At 64.2% G+C, this 18,423-nt stretch carries 14 protein-coding genes; 4 read left to right on the top strand and 10 right to left on the bottom strand.

Going from position 1 to position 18,423, the window contains the following annotated elements; translation table 11 throughout:
• Positions 1-24: 24 nt before the first annotated feature.
• Positions 25-357 carry a hypothetical protein gene (locus SH809_00005; protein MDZ4698061.1) on the bottom strand — a complete coding sequence of 111 codons (333 nt, stop codon included), beginning with the start codon at positions 355-357 and terminating at the stop codon, positions 25-27.
• Positions 358-423: 66 nt separating this feature from the next.
• Entirely contained in the window at positions 424-2,274 is a 1,851-nt protein-coding gene (locus tag SH809_00010; protein ID MDZ4698062.1) for a permease, read from the bottom strand.
• Positions 2,275-2,423: 149 nt separating this feature from the next.
• Here SH809_00010 and SH809_00015 point away from each other — a divergent pair, with 149 nt between their 5' ends.
• Complete coding sequence (locus tag SH809_00015; protein MDZ4698063.1) at positions 2,424-3,098, top strand: metal-dependent transcriptional regulator; 675 nt, start codon at positions 2,424-2,426, stop codon at positions 3,096-3,098.
• Positions 3,099-3,116: 18 nt separating this feature from the next.
• Here SH809_00015 and SH809_00020 read toward each other — a convergent pair whose 3' ends face one another.
• From SH809_00020 to SH809_00055, 8 genes are all read right to left on the bottom strand, one after another.
• Positions 3,117-3,839: a TylF/MycF/NovP-related O-methyltransferase gene (locus SH809_00020; GenBank protein MDZ4698064.1), complete on the bottom strand. Its 723-nt coding sequence runs from the start codon at positions 3,837-3,839 to the stop codon at positions 3,117-3,119.
• A gap of 73 nt (positions 3,840-3,912) precedes the next feature.
• A complete protein-coding gene (locus SH809_00025; GenBank protein MDZ4698065.1) occupies positions 3,913-4,602 on the bottom strand; it encodes a GntR family transcriptional regulator in 690 nt (229 codons plus the stop codon).
• Positions 4,603-4,691: 89 nt separating this feature from the next.
• Complete coding sequence (locus SH809_00030; GenBank protein MDZ4698066.1) at positions 4,692-5,621, bottom strand: creatininase family protein; 930 nt, start codon at positions 5,619-5,621, stop codon at positions 4,692-4,694.
• Between the two features lie 93 nt (positions 5,622-5,714).
• Positions 5,715-6,941 carry a Tm-1-like ATP-binding domain-containing protein gene (locus SH809_00035; protein MDZ4698067.1) on the bottom strand — a complete coding sequence of 409 codons (1,227 nt, stop codon included), beginning with the start codon at positions 6,939-6,941 and terminating at the stop codon, positions 5,715-5,717.
• Positions 6,942-7,137: 196 nt separating this feature from the next.
• Complete coding sequence (locus SH809_00040) at positions 7,138-8,025, bottom strand: sugar phosphate isomerase/epimerase (GenBank protein MDZ4698068.1); 888 nt, start codon at positions 8,023-8,025, stop codon at positions 7,138-7,140.
• A gap of 70 nt (positions 8,026-8,095) precedes the next feature.
• Complete coding sequence (locus tag SH809_00045; GenBank protein ID MDZ4698069.1) at positions 8,096-8,245, bottom strand: pentapeptide repeat-containing protein; 150 nt, start codon at positions 8,243-8,245, stop codon at positions 8,096-8,098.
• Between the two features lie 11 nt (positions 8,246-8,256).
• Complete coding sequence (locus SH809_00050) at positions 8,257-9,339, bottom strand: (Fe-S)-binding protein (GenBank protein MDZ4698070.1); 1,083 nt, start codon at positions 9,337-9,339, stop codon at positions 8,257-8,259.
• A gap of 150 nt (positions 9,340-9,489) precedes the next feature.
• Positions 9,490-10,929, bottom strand: coding sequence for an FAD-binding oxidoreductase (locus tag SH809_00055; protein ID MDZ4698071.1), 1,440 nt, complete (start codon positions 10,927-10,929; stop codon positions 9,490-9,492).
• A gap of 432 nt (positions 10,930-11,361) precedes the next feature.
• Here SH809_00055 and SH809_00060 point away from each other — a divergent pair, with 432 nt between their 5' ends.
• From SH809_00060 to SH809_00070, 3 genes are all read left to right on the top strand, one after another.
• On the top strand, positions 11,362-12,549 hold the full coding sequence (locus tag SH809_00060; protein ID MDZ4698072.1) for an SGNH/GDSL hydrolase family protein: 1,188 nt from the start codon (positions 11,362-11,364) through the stop codon (positions 12,547-12,549).
• Between the two features lie 318 nt (positions 12,550-12,867).
• Positions 12,868-16,296 (top strand): PVC-type heme-binding CxxCH protein, encoded by a 3,429-nt coding sequence (locus SH809_00065; GenBank protein ID MDZ4698073.1) that lies wholly within the window; start codon positions 12,868-12,870, stop codon positions 16,294-16,296.
• 281 nt (positions 16,297-16,577) lie between these two features.
• Positions 16,578-18,423, top strand: a 1,846-nt coding sequence (locus SH809_00070) for a right-handed parallel beta-helix repeat-containing protein (protein ID MDZ4698074.1), incomplete at its 3' end; no start/stop codon positions are given.

Here is an 18,423-nt window from a genome sequence, read left to right on the forward strand (position 1 = left end):
GGGGCGCTGGGGTAGGGCGGTGGGTTATCGCTGGACGACCTGCCCGTTCGGGAGGATGCGTTCGTCGGGGCCGGGCGGCGCGGTGGGAAAATTGGAGATGGATACGTTCGGGTTTCGATCGGCCGGCACGTAGTGCACGTGGTTTCCGTGGGAGATCTCCACATACCCTTTATCGCCGTAGGGATCCAGCACCGTGCGCAACATAAGGAGCACGAGCACGACGATGAACCCCACGGCCGCGAGGCGGCGGCGGGTGATGAGGGGGCGTTTTTCCCTGGCGCCGGTTGGTTCGGGGGCGTCGGTTGGTTCGGAGGCGTCGGCGGTCGGTTCGGCGGAAGGGGCAGTCGTGTCGCTCATGGTCAGGAATGTCAGTCGTTGAAAGACAGGGTAGAGACGCCCGGCGCGTCGGAACGTTTCTAGGGATCACGAGGCGCAGCCGCATGCGCCTTCCGCACAGCCGGCGTTTTCACCCTGCGTGGCATGCGCCGACCGGTACTTGAAGCTGGCGAACACCTCGCCCATGAAGGCGCGTGCGCCGCGACGGACAAGCGAGGCCAGAAACAGCGCCATCAAAACCACCACGCTCACGTGCTGGAGCCAGCCGGATTGATCGAGGTCCAGTTCGGCCGCCGTCAGCAGCGTCATGCCCCCTAGCCAGGTATTGACGGCGTGCCCCAGCAGAATAGCCGTGACCGCCGTCGCCGCGCCGAACAGCAGTGCGATCCGCCGGCCGTGCAGGGCGCTCAGGATTCCGAAGGTGCTGATGTTGGTGGCCGGCCCCGTCAGCAAGAACGCCAGGGCCGCGCCGGGCGACACGCCGCTCACCAGCAAGACGGCCACGATGGGTGTGGCGCCCGAGGCGCAGACGTAGATGGGGAGTCCGACGAGGGCGAACAGAGCGACCTCGGCGAACCCCGAAAGCGCGCTTAGCCAGCCCTGAGCCAGCACGGGCTGGGCGATGGCCGCGATGAGGAGGCCAACAAGGATCCAGGGGGCCGTGTCATCCACCAGACCGCCGAAACCTTCCTTCAGGCCAGCGCGCAGGCGTATGGGCCACGACTCCGGGGGTTTCTCGGCCTCGGCGCGGTCCAATGCAGGAGGCGCCATCCGGCTCGCGATCGTCCCTACCCCCCATCCAACAACCAGCGCGATGGTTGCGGCGGCCGCGAGGCGCACTATCGTCATATCCCCCCCGAGAAGGGGGATGGAGATGAGCAGCGCGTCGATGCCCAGTTCGGGTGTGGCGATGAGGAACGCCATCGCCGCCGCCGGCGGGGCGCCCTGGCGGATGAGTGTTCGGTATAGCGGCAACACGCCGCAGGTGCAGATGGGCAATGGGAGGCCCACCGCCATCCCCTTGAGCGCCTGACCCAGGGGCCGGCCGCCGCGCATCCAGCGGACGGACATTTTCGGCAGGAAGGCCATGATGAGCCCCCCGCTCATGTAGGCCAACAGCAGGGCCGGCGCGCTTTCGAGCGCGAGGCTCCAGAAGGTGCGCGCTACGGACTCGTACAACGCGTGGATGCCTTCTTCCTCGGCCCCGTGGGTGTCGAAATGCAGCAGAATCAACAATCCCAGTACCCCCAGCCCCAGCAGGTTGCCTGCACCCTCGAACCAGTGGAAACGGTGCGTATGGGTATGCGCGTGGTGGTGTGAATGGTCATGGACCTCGTGCGCGACATGCGGGCGATGAAAAATGACATGGAGGATCGAGCCGGCGACGAGCGCCCGAAAGAGCGCGATACCCAGGCCGGCGAGCATTGGCTCCAGCTCGGGCCCCGCAATGTAGCCAGCTACCGTGCCGGCGCCCATCAGGCCCAGAAACACGCCGGCGAGGCCGGCGCCGAAACGGGGAAACAGCAACCACCAGATGGTGAGGGCTACTGGCACGGTATGCACCGCCACGCCGAGCGGCAGCAGCGTGTCCGCCGCGCCCGACATTGCCGGCACATCTCGCAGGGCGATGCCGTCCAGAAACGAGTGCAACACGAGGCCGATGAGCCCCAGCATCAGCGCCGCCCGGTGCACCTGGTTCTCGGCTCGGTGAAACGCCTTTTCGAGGAGCGTAGGACCTACGAGACCGAGCAACACGAATAGGATGCTCCAAAAAAGGCCTTCTCCCATCACGTCTGGCAACAATTCCAGCACCACGATACCCGTGATGACCACCACGACGAAACCGTCGAGCACCTCATAGAAATGGCGCCGCGGTTCGAAGATGCGGTACAGCAGCGGGCCGAGGAGGAGGGCGATGAGACTGGCGGCGAGAAACATGCTGGGTGGCAAACGACGTGAGGGAAAACGCGGGGTTACACGCGTCAACCCCGGTTGCGTTCTCACTACGTCCGCCCCATCGGCCGGCGTTTTCGGGGTTGGAGGATCAAAAACGAGGGCGGGCGTGTAGGCTCTGCGACTGTTTTCACGTGTCCCCATTGCCCATCGATGCCATGCTGAGCCAGGCTGTCGAGGATTACCTCAAGACCATCTACAAGCTCCAACGCGACGGCGCAGCGTCCACTTCGGACATTGCCCGCACGCTGGATGTATCGGCGGCCTCGGTCACGAACATGGTGAAGCGTCTCGCGCAGCACGGGCTGGCTGAGCATCAGTCGTACAGGGGGGTGACGCTCACGCCGGCCGGCAACAAAATCGCACTGGAGATCATCCGCCACCATCGGCTTTTGGAGTTGTACCTGAAAGAGGTAATGGGATACGGCTGGGAACAACTCCACGACGAGGCCGAGCACCTGGAACACCACATCTCCGAGGAATTCGAGAGCAAGATCGAGGCCATGCTCGGGTTCCCGACACACGACCCCCACGGGGACCCGATCCCGACCCGCGACGGCCACGTCGAAGCCGTCGCCGACGCCCCGCTGACGCAGGTATCAGCCGGCCAGGCCGTCGTCGTTCGCCGTGTCTCCGACGCCGACCCCGAGCTGCTGCACTACCTCGAAGAACTCGGCCTGATGCCAAGGGCCGAGGTGGTGGTGGTGGAGAAGGCTCCGTTTAACGGCCCCCTGGACGTACGGATCGGGGAAGAGACGAAGACCGTGGGGTTTGCGGTGGCTTCGAATGTGTTTGTGGTGGTGAGTTAGGGGCGCACGGCTGTGCGCCTACCCCACCCGCGTCACCACCATCGACCCCGGCGAGGTGTCGAACACGAACCTGGACCGGTCCTGGCCGGCGAAGTAGTCGTCGGTCGCCTGGCGGCATCCGGACCAGTCCAGGTAGTCGTCCAGAATCAGCGAGCCGCCCAGTGACAGCTGTGGCGTGATGCGTTCGAGGCAGGTCATAACGGGCTCATACCAGTCGACATCGATGTGCGCCAGCGCCACCGGACCATCGACGACCAGGGTATCCTGCACGAGGCCTTTGATCAGTGCCACCTGATTTGCCTCGACAGGGTAGCCGTGGGTTGCAAACGAGGCCTTCACCGCGTCGTACAGATCATCCCGGTAGCCGTAGTACATGTCGCCCCCCAGTCCACTGGCCCTGCCGGCCTTGATCACGTCGTAGCGCGCGTGTACGTCCGGCCCGTCGGCGTCGGTCGGCGGGGGGATCATCCCGAACACATCGTACACCCGCAGCGGACGGGTGGGTGCCTTGGCGGAGGCGAATAAAATGGCCGACCCACCCATCGCGCAGCCGGCCTCCAGAATGGCGCCTGGGATCTTCCGCGCCTCCACCTCCAGCCCCCGCGCCGCCAGGGCGTTCAGCTTGCGCTGTGAGAGATACGTCAGCCGCTCCCTCCGCACCGCACGCATCGTCCCGCGTACCTCCGCCGGAAACGCGAGGGTGCGGGCGTAGTCGACGGCTTTGCGGAGAGGACGAAGCATGGGGAAGGAAAAAGGCAAAAGGAAAAAGGAAAAATAGCTAGGGCGTCGCCTCCTGACCTGGAGCGAAGCGAGCTCACCGATGCGTAAACCGTTCGAAGAGGCTACTTCTCAGTTTCCCGATGTGCTCCCTCGCTGCGCTCTCGGCGGCGGCGGGGTCGCGGCGGGCGATGGCGTCGGCGATGAACTGGTGTTCGTCGGTGCAGGAGCGGACGCGTGTCGGCGCCGTCTGCGGGTCGTTGATCATGTAATGGATCCGGTTCCGCATCTGCATCGCCAGCCGGCCCAGGAGCGTATTCTTACACGCCCCGCACAGCGCCTCATGGTAGCGGGTGTCGGCCTGCGACCATCGGGTGCGGTCGCCGGCGGCAGCGGCCTCGCCCATGTCCGCCACTGCCCGCTGCATCGCCGCGATGTCATCCATCGAGGCGGACACCGCCGCCAGCCGGGCTACTTCCGGTTCCAGCAGCGAGCGTAGGTGGACGACATTCATCACTTCTTCCATCGACGGCGCCGCCACAGTGACGGCGCGCCCTGGAATCACCTGCACGAGGCCTTCCTGGGCAAGCTGCTGCAACGCCTCCCGCACGGGCGTCCGGCTGATGTTCAACTCGGCCGAGAGCGTGTTTTCGGCCAGGGGCGTGCCGGGGGGCAGATCCCCGCGGGTGATGGCGTCGCGGAGGCGCTCGTAGGCTACCACGCTAAGCAGCCGGCGCGGCTCCTCCGACCGAAACGACCGGGGACGAATGGCAGGGCGGGACGGCATAGGCGTTACAAAAAGCGTTGATGCGTTGCGCGTTGAACGTTACCAGGCCCAACGCGCAACGCAAAAAACGTTCAACGTTAAACGAATTCTCACAGCACCCGGTCGATGAACTCCCGGTTCTTCACCTCCACCTTCACTTTCATCAGCTCCAGCACGCCGCGGGCGACGTGCTCCGAGTACCGGCGGAAGGCTTCCTCACCCTTCTCGGGCGTGGCGCGTAGTGGGTTGCCGATCGTGCCGCTCTCGATGAACTCGTGGTGATCCATCGGGAAGGTGAAGTACTTGTAGCCGTCGAACTCGACATCCGGCATCCCATCCTTCTTCTCGAACGACTTTGGCAGCCAGCCGGGGATGTGGGCTTTCGTGTTCTCGGCGCGCTCCATCCGGACGATGCTGCGATCCCACGCCATGTCCTGCGACGTCTCCAACTCGCTGGCATGCCAACCGGGCGTCTCTTCTGGCGGGTTCTCCAGCAGGCCTTTCATCAGGCCGACGTAGTTCTCCATGTACGGCTTCACGAAGCTGATCAGGGCGCCCGTTTCGTACCGCAGCTTGCGCAGGATCGGGTCCACCACCTTGATGTTCGAGCCGTGGCCGTTGATGAAAATGATCTTGTTGAACCCATGGTGGATGAGGCTGCGGGCCACGTCGTACATGACGGCGAGGAGGGTCGAACTGCGGACCGTGATGGTGCCTCGGCCTTCGCCCGGACCACTCATGTGCTGCGGAGAATAGCCCATCCAGATGGGCGGGGTGCGCAGGATGCCGATCATCTCGGACACCCGGCGGGAGATCTCCATCGCCGTGATCGTATCCGTCCACAGCGGCAGGTGGGGGCCGTGCTGCTCCGTGCTGGCCATCGGGACGAGGACGATGTCTTTTTCCTTCAGGTACTCGTTGATGTCCACGTAGGACAGGTCGGCGAGCTGCCAGGAGATAAATTTCTTGCGGAAGGCTTCATCGCCGGAGGTGATGGGGGCGACAGGTACCGGATTGCGAGCGTCGAGGTCGTGGTGCATGATTCAGGTTGGCGATATTTTCGGGAGGGCGGACGGCCGTCCGCCCGTACGAGGGTTGGCGATATTTTGGGGAGGAGCGGCCGGCCGGCCGCCCTACAACCCCAGAAACGCCTCGGCGACGAGGACGCCGAAGGCGGGGTCGTTTACATGGTAGTCGTAGGTATCAATCGGGATGTCCGGCCGGCGCGCTCCCAACTGCTGGCGCAACTCGGCCAGGAAGGCGGCATCCGCCTCCGGATTCCAGAACAATCCATGGGGTTTGACACTGGGGATGGACAGGCCCAGCATGGGCATCATGATCCGGAGCGGGCCCTTCGCCGGCGCCAGCCGGTCCGCGAAGATCCCCCCGAGCTGGATCATCTCCTCGATCGGGGTGCGGACGAGGGTATACTCGGGATTATGATCGTACACCGGCCGGCCCTGGAGCGCGTCCGGGATATGGCCGGCGTGGAAGACGCTGAAGTCGATACACCCGGGCACGACCACCTGCGGCAGCCCGAGTTGGCCGACGACCGAGAGCCGGCGCGGCCCGCCGTCGTGGATGCCGCCGACCAGCGGGTCATACACTTCGTTCGTCGTGTAGTCGATCACGCCGACGAACTGGCCGGCCTCGGCCAGCTCCTCCATCGCCGGTCCGCCCACGCCGTTCGAGTGGAAGATCACCGCCTCATACCCGTCCTTCGCCAGCCGATCCTTCAGCGCCATCACGGCCTTCGTGGTGTTGCCGAGCATGGTGACGGCCACGTACTTCTGGTCGGGCTTGGGCGGGGGGAGGACGTGGCCGTGCTCCACCAGCCCTTTCATCGCTGCCGCCGCGTTGTCGAAGATCGTCGTCGCGATGGAGTTCAGTCCGAGGATGTCCACCACCGAGTGTACGACCATGATGTCGCTGGTGCCAACCAGCGGGTCGAAGTAGTGTTTTCCGGAGGCGATGGGGGATAACAGGATCTTGGGGACGCCAATCGGGAGGCCCATCATGCAGGCCGCGCCGATGACGGCGCCCTCGGCGCCGCCCATCCCGAAAACCCCATCCAGACGGCCCTCGCGGTACAGCTTCAGGAGGAGGACGCGGAGCGCATCGCGCATGCCGGCGACGGCTTTGCCGCGGCTGCCGGCCTTCTGGAGCGCCTCGATGGTCGTCCCGCCGAACCGGGCGGCCTCGGCGTGGTCGATATCCGGCACGATCCCTAGCGGCTCGCCGAGGATGCCGGCGTCGATCACCGTCGTCGTCATCCCGAGGGCCTGCATCCGGTCCCGCACGTAAGCGAACTCGGGGCCCTTGGTGTCGAGCGTTCCGACCAATACTATGTTCTTTTTCATCGCAGTCAACGTTTCGGGGCAACGTCTAGAAACGATGGAGCTCTTGCTTTTTCTTTCCTTTCGTCGTCCTCGCGAAAGCGGGGATCCATGCCAGCCTGGATCACTTGCATGGTTCCCCAATCACGTTGGGGATGACGAACCGGGTACATTGCCGGATTGCTCGAAGAAAATCGCAGCCGTTTCTCAACGTCTGGCCTCACTTGATAAGCGGCAGCAGCTTCTCGGCGCAGAGCTCCACCTGCCAGTTATAGAATTCCTCGCTGATCAGACTGCTGCCATGGTCCTCGATGAATTTCAGCTGTTCGGGGGAGATGTCGACCGGGTTGCGCTCGACGGCGTTCGGATACTGATTGGCCGGCGTGCGGTCGACGGGCGAGACGAACTCGACCGTCAGCGCGCCATCATATCCGGCCGTCATGAGGGTGCCGATGATCTTCAGCCAGTCCAGATGCCCCATCCCACAGGCCATCCGGTTGGAGTCGCACACGTGCACGTCCACGATCCGCTTGCCGACCGTGCGGATCGTCTCGAACATGTCCGTCTCCTCGATATTCATGTGGAACGTATCGAGACAGACGCCGCATTCGGGTCCGGTCGCTTCGGCCAGGGCGAGCGCCTGGGCGCCGCGAGTGACGAAGTAGGTTTCGAACCGGTTGATGGGCTCGATAGAGGGGCGGACGCCGGCTTTCATCGCGAAGTCATAGATCTCCTTCATGCCCTCGACAGCCCATTCCCACTCGTTCTCCGGCGTCGAGTCCGCCGAGATCTTACCCACCGTGCCGGGCACGATGCTGATCTCGTAGCCGTCGAGTTCCTTAACCATCGTGATGCAGTCCTTCACGTACTGCACGGACATCGCCCGTTTGCCGGCGTCCTTGCTCACCAGGCTCCGGTCTCCCAGCATGAGCGTCACCGTTCCCCAGCATCGGATCTTGTTGTCCTTGAGCAGTTTTCGAACGTCCTTCGTGTTGTACTTTTCGGGCTCGCCGCTGATTTCGATGCTTTCGTAGCCATAGCGGGCAAGCCGGCGGACCGTCACCTCAAGGGATTCAGCCCGCATCCAGTTATGCATGGAAAGATGCACGGGGTACCTCTAATGGTTGCAGGTTGGCAAGTTGCAGGTTGGCAGGTTGGCAGGTTGGCAGGTTGGCAGGTTACAGGTTGGCAGGTTGCAGGTTGGCAGGTTGCAGGTTGGCAAGTTGCAGGTTGGCAAGTTGCAGGTTGGCAAGTTGCAGGTTGGCAGGTTGCAGGTTGGCAAGTTGCAGGTTGGCAGGTGAAAGAACCTGTAACTTGTAACCTGCCAACCTGCAACCATTCACCTCTCCGCCAGCAGTTCGAACAATCCCTGGACGTGCAGCCCGTACGCGCCGGCGTGCTCGCTCAAGGCCGCGAGGGTGCCGGGGCATTCCGTGACCAGGCCCTGGGCGCCGCGGCTGCGCGCGTCTTCGAGGCGGGATTTCGTTAGTTTATCGGCGATTTCGGGTTCGGCGAAGGCGAACGGCAGGTTCCCGGCCGGGAAGGCGCGGTCGCCACGCCAGAACAGTTCCACCGGCGCATCCGGCAGGACGGCGCGCAGCAGCGCGCGCGGCGCGTCGATCCGGCCCAGTACGCGGATGGTGTGGGTTGGATCGACATACGCGATCGGGATTCCGACGGCCGCCCGGTTAAACGAAATCGCCCCTTCTCCCAATTTCTGGGCGAGAAAGGTGGCGACATCTACGATCTCTACGCCGGCCGGCAGGGTGAGACCGAGACGTTTCGCATACACTTCTCCGATCGCGAACGCGGCTCCGGGGCTGAGCACGTACAGGCGGGTGGCGCCGGTCGCGCTCAGTTCGGCGAGCGTAGTCTCGGCAAGTTGTTTCGCGATGCCTTCGTAGCCGAGGGAGGCCGGCGTAAATCCGTCGTTGCGGCCCCGCCCGATCAGCACCGGATCGACGCCGACGCGGCGCAGGAGCGCCAGCGCCGCCTCGAGGGTCTCGGGCCGCAGGTGTGCGGCCTCGTCGCCGACGAAGAGGGCCGCGGTGCCCGTGCCCTGCGCAGGTTCAGGGGCGACGTCGACAAAAGCATTGCCATACGTCGAAAGGCGGTCCACCAACGCCTGCAAGCGGTCTGGCGCCAGGCCGCGTTCGACCAGCACCCCCCGGGCGGCGGCCAGCGCCGCCGGCAAGGGTTGATCGGTCACGCAGTGGGCCTCGCACATGCCGCAGTCCGCACACGCGAACATTGTGGACGCCGATTGCTTGCTCCAGGCGAACAGTCCGCGCTTTTCCGACGCCACCATCTGCCCCCAACCGTGTGGCGTGTAGGTCTCCAGAAAGGTGACATGCCCGACCGGGCACATGTGCCGGCACATGAGGCAATGACGGCAATACTCGGTGGTGTTGATGATGCTCATGGAGAGGGATGGTTGCAGGTTGGCAGGTTGGCAAGTTGGCAGGCCTGTCCTGAGGGACGGAGGCGAAGCCGACGGACTCGAAGGATTACAGGCTGGCAGGTTGATCGGCTTCACAACCTGTAACCTGCAACTTTCCAACCTGCCAACCATTCAGATGCCGAACCCGACTTTGCCGGGGTTCATGATGCCGTTCGGGTCGATCATCTTTTTGAGCGATTCGAGGAACGGCCAGGCGTCGCCGTACTGCCGGCGCATAAACCGGGCTAGCTTCAGGCCGACGCCGTGATGCTCGTTGATCATACCGCCATTATCAAGGGCGGCGCTGACGGCGGTGTTCCAGACCCGGTTATGGAGGCGGAGCGCCTCGCGGGCATCCTCGGGCGGATGCTCGATGATGAACCGGGAGTAGACCATCGTGCCCCAGTGCCACCAGTGCGAAAAGTGGCCGATATAGGTGATCCCCCATTCCGCGTAGGTCTCTTCGACCGCCTTTTTCTGGGCCCAGTAGATCGTCTCCATCTTATCGTAGGTGGCCACCGTCTCGGTGGTGCCGTACATCCAGGGCATCTTGAGGCTGCGGGGCGGGTAGTAGAAGTCGTACCGGTGGTTCCACCACTTCTCGCCCGGCTCGCGGCCCAGATCCCGGGCGCCGAGCGTCGTGCAGATCTCCATCGCCTTCTGCTCCTGCAGCGCCGCGATGTCCGGATCGCCATCGAACCCGATCACCATGTAGGCGCCCTCGAACTCGTACCCCAGGATGGATTTTATGAGCATCCGGGTGGAGTTCATATCGTAGAGGCGGATGACAAACGGCTGCAGGCGTCGGGCCATCATCTGGCGGCCGGCCTCGATGGCCTTCGAGAAATCGTCGAATAAGACCGCGCGGAGAAGCCGGGCCTCGGGGAGGTAGTCGACCTGCATCGTGGCTTCGGTGATGATCCCGAACACCCCTTCTGTTCCAAGGAATAGCCGTGCGAAGTCCGGCCCCCCCGCATGGTTCGGCACCGACGGCGTACGCATGACGTGACCGCTGGGGAGCACGATCTGCATACTCATCATGAGATCCTCGGCTTTGCCGTACTTGGTGCTGATGGTACCGCTTCCGCGCGGCGCCAGGTACCCGCCCAACGTCGCACAGTTCGCCGAGGCCGGGTAGTGCGGCAGCGTGAGCCCCTTCTCGTTGAGCGCCCACTCCAGATGGGTGCCGTTGACGCCGGCCTCGGCCGTGACGGACAACGTCCGCTCGTCGATATCGATGATTTTGTTGAGCCGCTTCAGATCTACGATGATGCCGCCGTACAGCGGCAACGAACCGCCCTGGGTGCCTGAACCGCCGCCCCAGGGAATCACCGGCAACTTGTATTTGTTGGCGATGATCATGATCTCGGTGATCTCTTTTACCGAGCCGGGATGGACGATGTAGTCGGGCGGACGAAGCCGCTCGCCCCGGTCCATCCACATCTGCGGCATCCACGACCAGTCGACGGAATAGATGAGCTTCTCCGCGTCGCCGATGGAGATGTGGCCTTCACCGACCACTTCTTCTAATTCACTACGGATCATCTCCTGCAGAAAGGCGCTAGGGAGCATAGGGGCGCTTGGTTCGGAACGCGGCAGCACCCCGAAGGAGGGCCTTCGGGGCGGCAGCGAATACGGTGGGTAGAGGGTGGTGGGTAATCGACGATGGGGTTTACGCCGGCCAGGATCTGGACACGAACCGGCCCCACATCGCCTCAAACCCCGCGGCGCGTTTCCAAGGAGGACGCAACTGCAACAGGCTGACGCGGGGTATATTTCCTGTATACAGGGAGGATACACTGAATTTCAATTCGAGTCAAACCGGGCAGAAAAAATGCGTCGCAAACGGTCGGAGGCGGCCCACGGCCGCGGTCAGGGTTCGCTCCGCGAACAGTCCTGAATGGTTCGCTCCGCACACGGGCATGACACACAGTCGATTTTGAAGAGTTAGCACGATTTCCTACTCTTCCTGCCCACCCTCCGCCCGCCTTTCCACCTCGTGCCATGCGACCTCTCGTCTTTATCTGCCTGATTTTGCTGACCGTCACGCCGCTGGCCGGCGCGCAACCCATTGCTATCGAATTCGAACACGGCGACCGCGTCCTGTTTCTGGGAGATGGCCTCTTCGAGGTCGCGCTTGACTATGGCGTCATCGAGAGCATGCTCGCCACGCGCTGGCCGGATCGGCACGTCACCTTTCGCAACATCGGCTGGTCCGGCGATACGGTCTATGGCGAAGCACGCGATCACTTCACCAACCCGCCGACGCCCTACCAGCACCTGATGACCCAGATCAAAACGGCGAAGCCGACGGTGGCTTTCGCGGGTTATGGATCCGGGCTCGCCTTCGCCGACGACGCCGGCTTCGCCGCCTTCGAAACCGGCCTCGAAGCGCTCATCGATACCCTCCTGGCCCTCCCGGCGCGGGTGGTCCTCCTGGCGCCGCCCCCGCATGAGCCCGAACGCTCGCCCGTGCCGGACGTCGCCGCCTACAACGCCAACCTCCGCCGGGCGGCCGACCTGATCGGCGCCGTGGCCGCACGCCGCGAACTCGCATTTGTCGACCTCTTCGCCGGCCTCTCCGATGCCGCCATCCAACCCGACCGCGCCATCACTTCCAATGGCATCCACCTGGACGATGCCGGCTACCAGCTCGCGGCCGACGTCATCGCCGCCTCCCTCGGCCTCCCCCGGCCGGTGGAGACCATCTCGATTGACATTTCCGAACAACGGCTGGACGCCGGCTTCGGCGAAGCCACCTCGCTCGCTCTATCGCCGGAAACCGTTCGGTTCGAATTCCAACAACCCACCCTGCCCGTCGGCGCCGAGGCCGACAAGCCCGCCACCCTCGTCGTCCAGGGCCTCCGCCGCGGCCGATACGCGCTGTATATCGACGACATGAAAGTGGCCTCCGCCTCCGCCGAGGCATGGCGCGCCGGGGTCGCGTTCCAAAACGAGTCGGAGGCCCGACAGGCCCAACGACTCCAGACGTCTATCCTGGCCATGAACGACCTCTTCTTCCAGCAGTACCGCCCGCAAAACGAAACGTACCTCACCGGCTTCCGCCAGTATGAGCAGGGCCAGAACGCTCGCGAGCTCGATCTCCTCACGCCGCTCATCGGTGAACTCGACAACGAGATCGGCCGGCTGCGCGTGCCGCGTCGTTACACCTACCGACTCGTCGCGGAGTAACGCCCACCCCGTTTCAAGACGGATGATGCGTAACAACACGCGGCACCCCATCCGGCACCCAAGTGCCCTGTTCGTGACTGATTTCCCCTAGCTGATTCAATAACAATAGGTAACCGCACCAGGTGACCGCGAGGGGAGCCCGGTCGTTTTTCAGAAGCGATACCCGCCGTAACGCCGGCGTTACGGGTCATCCCACAAGCCGCAACCCGGCAACCTGTGCACATGACCGCAAGCGAGGCAAGCGGCAAACCGGCCACAGCGCTTTCCTTCATCCCGCTTCGCTCGTTACCTTCCGGACCCACCAACCCGACATCGCCCATGTCCCGCCTGTTCGCCCTCTGCATGCTCGTCCTCTTCGCCGCCCCGGCGCTTGCTCAGGATGACCTGAACAACATCCCCATCCCGGACCCCCGTCTGGAAATGGAAGCGCTTCAGCTGATGGATGGGTTCGAGATCAACCTCTTCGCCGCCGACCCCATGATCGAGAAACCGATCCAGATGACGTGGGACGAGGAGGGCCGGCTATGGGTCGTGGGCAGCAATATCTACCCGCACCTTCTTCCCGGCCAGGCACCGAACGACAAGATCTACGTCCTCGAAGACACCGATGACGATGGGCAGGCGGACGTGACCACGGTGTTCGCCGACGGCCTGCTCACGCCCTCGGGCATCGCGGTCGGCGACGGCGGGGTGTATGTTGCCAACTCCACCGAAATCCTCCATATCCGGGACCTCGACGGCGACGGCTACGGGGAGGACCGGCGCGTGGTCCTGCGCGGGTTCGGGGCAGACGACACCCACCATATCATCCACAGCTTCCGGTGGGCGCCGGACGGGATGTTGTACATCAACCAGTCGATCTACATCTTCAGCCACATCGAAACCCCGTGGGGCGTGCGCCGGCTCCGCCAGGGCGGCATCTGGCACTACCGGACCGAAACGATGGAGCTGGACGTGTTGTCGACCGGCTTCGTAAACCCGTGGGGGCACGAGTTCGACCCCTGGGGGCAGTCCTTCGCCACCGACGGCGCTTTCCACGATGGCATCAACCACGTTTTCCCCGGATCGGCGTTTGTCGCGGCTTACGAGACCGAGCGCATCCTCGCCGGCTTGAACCCGGGCCAGCCCAAACACGCCGGCCTTGCCATCGTCAGCGGCCGGCACATGCCGGACTCGCTCCAGGGCCACATGATCGCCAACGACTTCCGGGCCAACCGCGTCAACCGCTTCGCTGTCGACGACCTGCCCGAAGGCCGCTACCGGTCCACCCAGCGGCCGGACCTCATCTCGACGGACAACGTCGCTTTCCGCCCGGTCGACGTCACCATCGGGCCGGACGGCGCGATCTACCTGGCCGACTGGTACAACCCGATCATCCAGCACGGGGAGGTGGATTTCCGGGATTCCCGGCGCGACCACATCCACGGCCGCATCTGGCGCATTACGGCGAAGGATCGGCCCCTCGTGGATACGCCCCGCCTCAAGGGCGCCTCCGTCGCCGAACTGCTCGACGCCCTGATGCTCCCCGAGGAGTGGACGCGCACCCAGGCCCGCCGCCTACTCCGCGAACGCGGCGCCGCGGAGGTCCTGCCCGTCCTCCAACCCTGGATCGCCCGGCAAGAGCGCCAGTCCACCAACGGCCAGCGCATGCTCCTCGAAGGCCTGTGGCTCCATCAGGCGCTGGACCGAGTCGAGCCTACCCTGCTCCGCGAGGTGCTGGCCGCGCCCGACCCGCGGGCACGTGCGGCCGCCGTGCGCGTCCTCTACCACTGGAATGATCGGGTAGATGGGATCGATGCCCTGCTCGAGGCCGCGGTCGATGACGACCACGCCCGCGTCCGCCGCGAGGCGATTTCGGCGCTGGGTAAACGCGGCTCGGCCGAGGCGGCGCGAACGGCCATCCGGGCGCTCGACCGGGCGATGGACGACGAGCTCGACTACGCCCTCTGGCACACGCTCCGGCTCCTCCAGCCCCACTGGCACGACGCCGCCATCGCCTCGCCGGCGTTTTTCGGAGACGATCGCAAGCGGGCTTTCGCCCTCATGGCCGCTCACACCCCCGAAGCCATGCGCCAGCTCGTCGACCTCTATACGAGCCGCGCATTACCCGTGGAGTACGCCGAGGAAACCCTCGAACTCCTGGCCCGATACGGCTCGACCGACGATTTGAACCAGGTACTGGAGGAGGCCCTCGCCGGCGACACACTGGGTGAGAACACCCGTGCCGCGTACCTCGCCGCGCTCGAAGAGGCCGAGGTGATGCCTTCCGCCTCGCCCGAGCGGATCGTAACGCTCCTCGACGCCGACGTAGACGACGACGTGGACGACGACGCCCGCGCGAGCGCCGCCCGCCTCGCCGGCAAATGGCAGCTCACCGCCGCGCGCGACGCGCTGCTACGCCTCATCACCGATGAACGTACGCCGGCCGACTTGATGAATGCCGCCATCGGAGGGCTCGCCCGGTTGGACGATGTGGAAAGCCGCGACCAACTCGCCGCACTGACATCCGACCAGAACCCGCTCACGCTGCGGATCAGCGTGGCCGCCTCCCTGGCCGAACTCGACGCCGAGGGGTTTGCCCCCCAGGCCCTCAACCTGCTGCAGGCCCTGCCTGAAACCGCCCAGACGACGCCCCTTTTCCGGGCCCTCTTCCGGTCGGGCCGGGGCCGGCGCGCCTTCGGAACGGCCATGGCCGGCGTGTCGATTCCCGCCCCGTTCGCCACCGCCGGCCTGGAAGCCTACCGGGGCAATAGGCAGGAGGATCGGGCGTTGCTCGACGCCCTGGAAGCATCCGGTGGCGTCGCCCCCATCGAACGGATGCCACAGGACCCCGACGTGTTCGAGCTGCAGCGGATCGAAATGGATGTCAAGGCCAGCGGCGACGCCGCGCGCGGTGAAACCATCTATCGCCAGGCTGCCCTGGCGTGTCAGCGCTGCCACGCCATCGGCGGCGGAGGTGGGCTCGTCGGGCCGGACCTCAGCAGCATCGGCGCAAGTGCTCCCACAGACTATATCATCGGAGCCCTCCTGAAACCCGACGCCGCCATAAAAGATGGATACGCACTCGTTCAGGTAGAGCGCAAGGACGGAACCACTGTAAGCGGCCTGCTGGTGCGCCAGACTGGCGACGCTGTACTGATTCGTGACGCCGGCGGCCAGGTGATCCGCGTCCCCTCCGCCCAGGTGGAGGAGCAGCAGATTCTCCCGGGTTCGCTCATGCCGCCCGGCCTGACGGCGCCGCTGGAGCGGGAAGAGTTCGTCGACCTCGTCGCCTTCCTGTCCCGCCTCGGCGAGCCTGGAGACTATCGGCTCGCCACCATCCCGACCGTCCGAGGGTGGGAGGCGGCCGTGGCGGCCGCGAATGGCGCCGCCGCCGCCGTCGCCGGCGTCGGACCGGTCGCGTGGGAGCCAGCGTTCAGCCGCGTGGATGGCGGCCTGCCGCTCGCCGACCTGACCGAATTGACATCGGCCGAGGGCAGCAGGCACAGCCTGGTCCGTTTCCCGTTCGAGGCACAGCGCGCCGGCGATGTCGTGCTGGAAATCTCATCCGTGGCCGGCGTCACCGCCTGGCTCGACGGCCAGGCCGAGGCGATCAAGGGTAACAGTCTTATACTGTCCGTCCAACCCGGCCCTCACACCGTTACCCTCGCCATCGACCGCGCCACCTTCGCCGGCGACGCCCTGCACATCCATATCGATACCGATCGCTCCTCGGCTAACGTGGTCCTGGTTAATCCTCTGGAGTAGGGCTGAAGGGTTCAAGGTGTAAGGGAAAAGACCTTAAACCTTAAACTATCCAGAATGAGACTCCTCACAAACGGCCTTCCCGACACCGGGGAGGCCGTTTTTTTATGCCATACCCCCGCACACCCCTGAGTCCCCGCTTAAACTTTAAACCCCGAACCTTACACCACACCACGCTTTGGCCTGTGATTTGCTGATGGTTCGCTCACCCCCCAGCGTAGTTATCAAGAACTCGCTCTAGTTCTATGTACACTGTCGTGCGCAGGGTCAATCCGGCCGTTTTGATGGCCGTACGTTTCGTTTTTGCCTTTCCTACAGTCCTCCTGATGCCGGCGCTCGACGCTCGAGCGCAGCAATGTTACCTTCAACAGGAATGTGGTCCCGGCTCGTTGTGTGGCGCCGGCGGCACATGCCAGCCCGTGCGCGATGTGCTCGCGGCCGGCGGCGGCGTGATCCGTTATGTCGACGCCGCGAAGGGCAACAACAGCAATCCCGGCACCGAGGCCGCGCCGTGGGCGACCATCGTCCATGCGGCCAAACAGACCAGCATCAAGCCCGGCGACGCCATTCTGGTGCGCGCCGGCACCTATTACGGCGAGATCATCCCGGCGAATGGCGGCGTATCCGGTAAACGGATCGCCTACGTCGCCTATCCCGGCGAGGAAGTGATCGTCTCCGGCGCCACCCGCTTGACGGAGACCTGGTCTGTCGACGCCGGCAGTGTCTGGAAGATGAACTGGCCCCATCCCAAGATGTGGGTCCGCAACGTAAACACCGGCGATCATGCCGACGATGCCCGCCGGCGGGATGTCCTCATCGCCGACGGGGTCTTCCTCCAGGCCGTCTACACCCGCGCCGATGTCCGCGAAGGGACCTTCTTCCTCCAGGGTTCGCCGGACAACCCGACCGTCATGTATGCCTGGCTTCCGGGGGGCAAAAATCCCAACAGCGCCCGGATGGAGACGAGCTTGCTCAACCACCTCTTCAACCCCTCGACCAACGACGTAAACTGCCGGTTTGGCGACACCAAGGGATATTTCCACCTCATCGGGTTTACCTTCCGCCACACCGCCAACGAGGGGTACATGGGGGCTGTCTGCTCCGGCGTTGAGGGATCCCTGATCGAAAACGTAACGGCCGAGTGGACCAACGGGGCCGGCTTCTTCATCAGTGGGAAAAACCACATCGTCCGCGGCGTGCGCGCCTTCTACAACGGGATGAGCGGCATCCGCGGCGAATACTGCGACAACTGCACGCTCGAATATTCCACCAGCAAATACAACAACGCCAAAGGATACAACCCCTTCTGGGAGTCCGGCGGCGGGAAGTGGCTCTTTACGACCAATTCCACCTTTCGGCACCTCGACTTTTCGGATAACGAAGGACCCGGGCTCTGGCTGGACATGGACAATTTCGACAATGTCGTCGAATACAGCCGGTTCGATCGCAACTATGGCGTCAACATCTTCCTCGAGTGGACCAGCGACCGCAACATCGTTCGCAACAACGTCAGCACCCGCGCCCGGTTTGCAGAGCCCTCGTTTTTTGGATATGGCCTGCTGATCCACGCCGCCAACGACAACATCGTGCTCTTTAACACCTTGATGGCCAACGAAGGCGGCGGGCTGCGCATTCGTACCGATAGCCGCGACAAGGCGACCGGCAACCAGTATTATAACAACCTGTTTGTGGCCAACACGCGCCTGCACTTCGGCGAGCACAAGTCCAACGAACTCTCCATCGAACAACACGCCAACCTGACAGATGCGCGTACCAACAAGGGGGATGGCAACGTCTTCTGGCACCGTAATTATTCGATCGCCAACTACAACACCTTCCAGCTGCGCCCGAATTCGGGTGAAGTGACCAAGTCCTCGCAACTGGCCCCGTGGCGGGATGCGATCAAGGGGGATTACAATTCGATGGTGATGGATCTGTCGAAGCCCCATGTGCGGGACACATCGGACTATGTCGCCGGCTGGCACCTGGCCGACGGCGCCCAGTTCATCGGGAAGGCCGTCCCCCTCCCCGCCGGCATCCCCGCGGTGCGGACTGACTACTACGGCAACTCCCGCCCCACCACTGGCGCAACCCCGGGCGCCCTCCAGCCGGGCAGCATCGGCAACGGCA

Source organism: Rhodothermales bacterium (assembly GCA_034439735.1).
Lineage (GTDB): Bacteria > Bacteroidota > Rhodothermia > Rhodothermales > JAHQVL01 > JAWKNW01.

Coding starts and splice junctions, on each gene's coding strand:
- SH809_00005 (MDZ4698061.1), bottom strand. CDS start 357: ATGAGCGACACGACTGCCCCTTCCGCCGAACCGACCGCCGACGCCTCC.
- SH809_00010 (MDZ4698062.1), bottom strand. CDS start 2,274: ATGTTTCTCGCCGCCAGTCTCATCGCCCTCCTCCTCGGCCCGCTGCTG.
- SH809_00020 (MDZ4698064.1), bottom strand. CDS start 3,839: ATGCTTCGTCCTCTCCGCAAAGCCGTCGACTACGCCCGCACCCTCGCG.
- SH809_00025 (MDZ4698065.1), bottom strand. CDS start 4,602: ATGCCGTCCCGCCCTGCCATTCGTCCCCGGTCGTTTCGGTCGGAGGAG.
- SH809_00030 (MDZ4698066.1), bottom strand. CDS start 5,621: ATGCACCACGACCTCGACGCTCGCAATCCGGTACCTGTCGCCCCCATC.
- SH809_00035 (MDZ4698067.1), bottom strand. CDS start 6,941: ATGAAAAAGAACATAGTATTGGTCGGAACGCTCGACACCAAGGGCCCC.
- SH809_00050 (MDZ4698070.1), bottom strand. CDS start 9,339: ATGAGCATCATCAACACCACCGAGTATTGCCGTCATTGCCTCATGTGC.
- SH809_00055 (MDZ4698071.1), bottom strand. CDS start 10,929: ATGCTCCCTAGCGCCTTTCTGCAGGAGATGATCCGTAGTGAATTAGAA.
- SH809_00060 (MDZ4698072.1), top strand. CDS start 11,362: ATGCGACCTCTCGTCTTTATCTGCCTGATTTTGCTGACCGTCACGCCG.
- SH809_00065 (MDZ4698073.1), top strand. CDS start 12,868: ATGTCCCGCCTGTTCGCCCTCTGCATGCTCGTCCTCTTCGCCGCCCCG.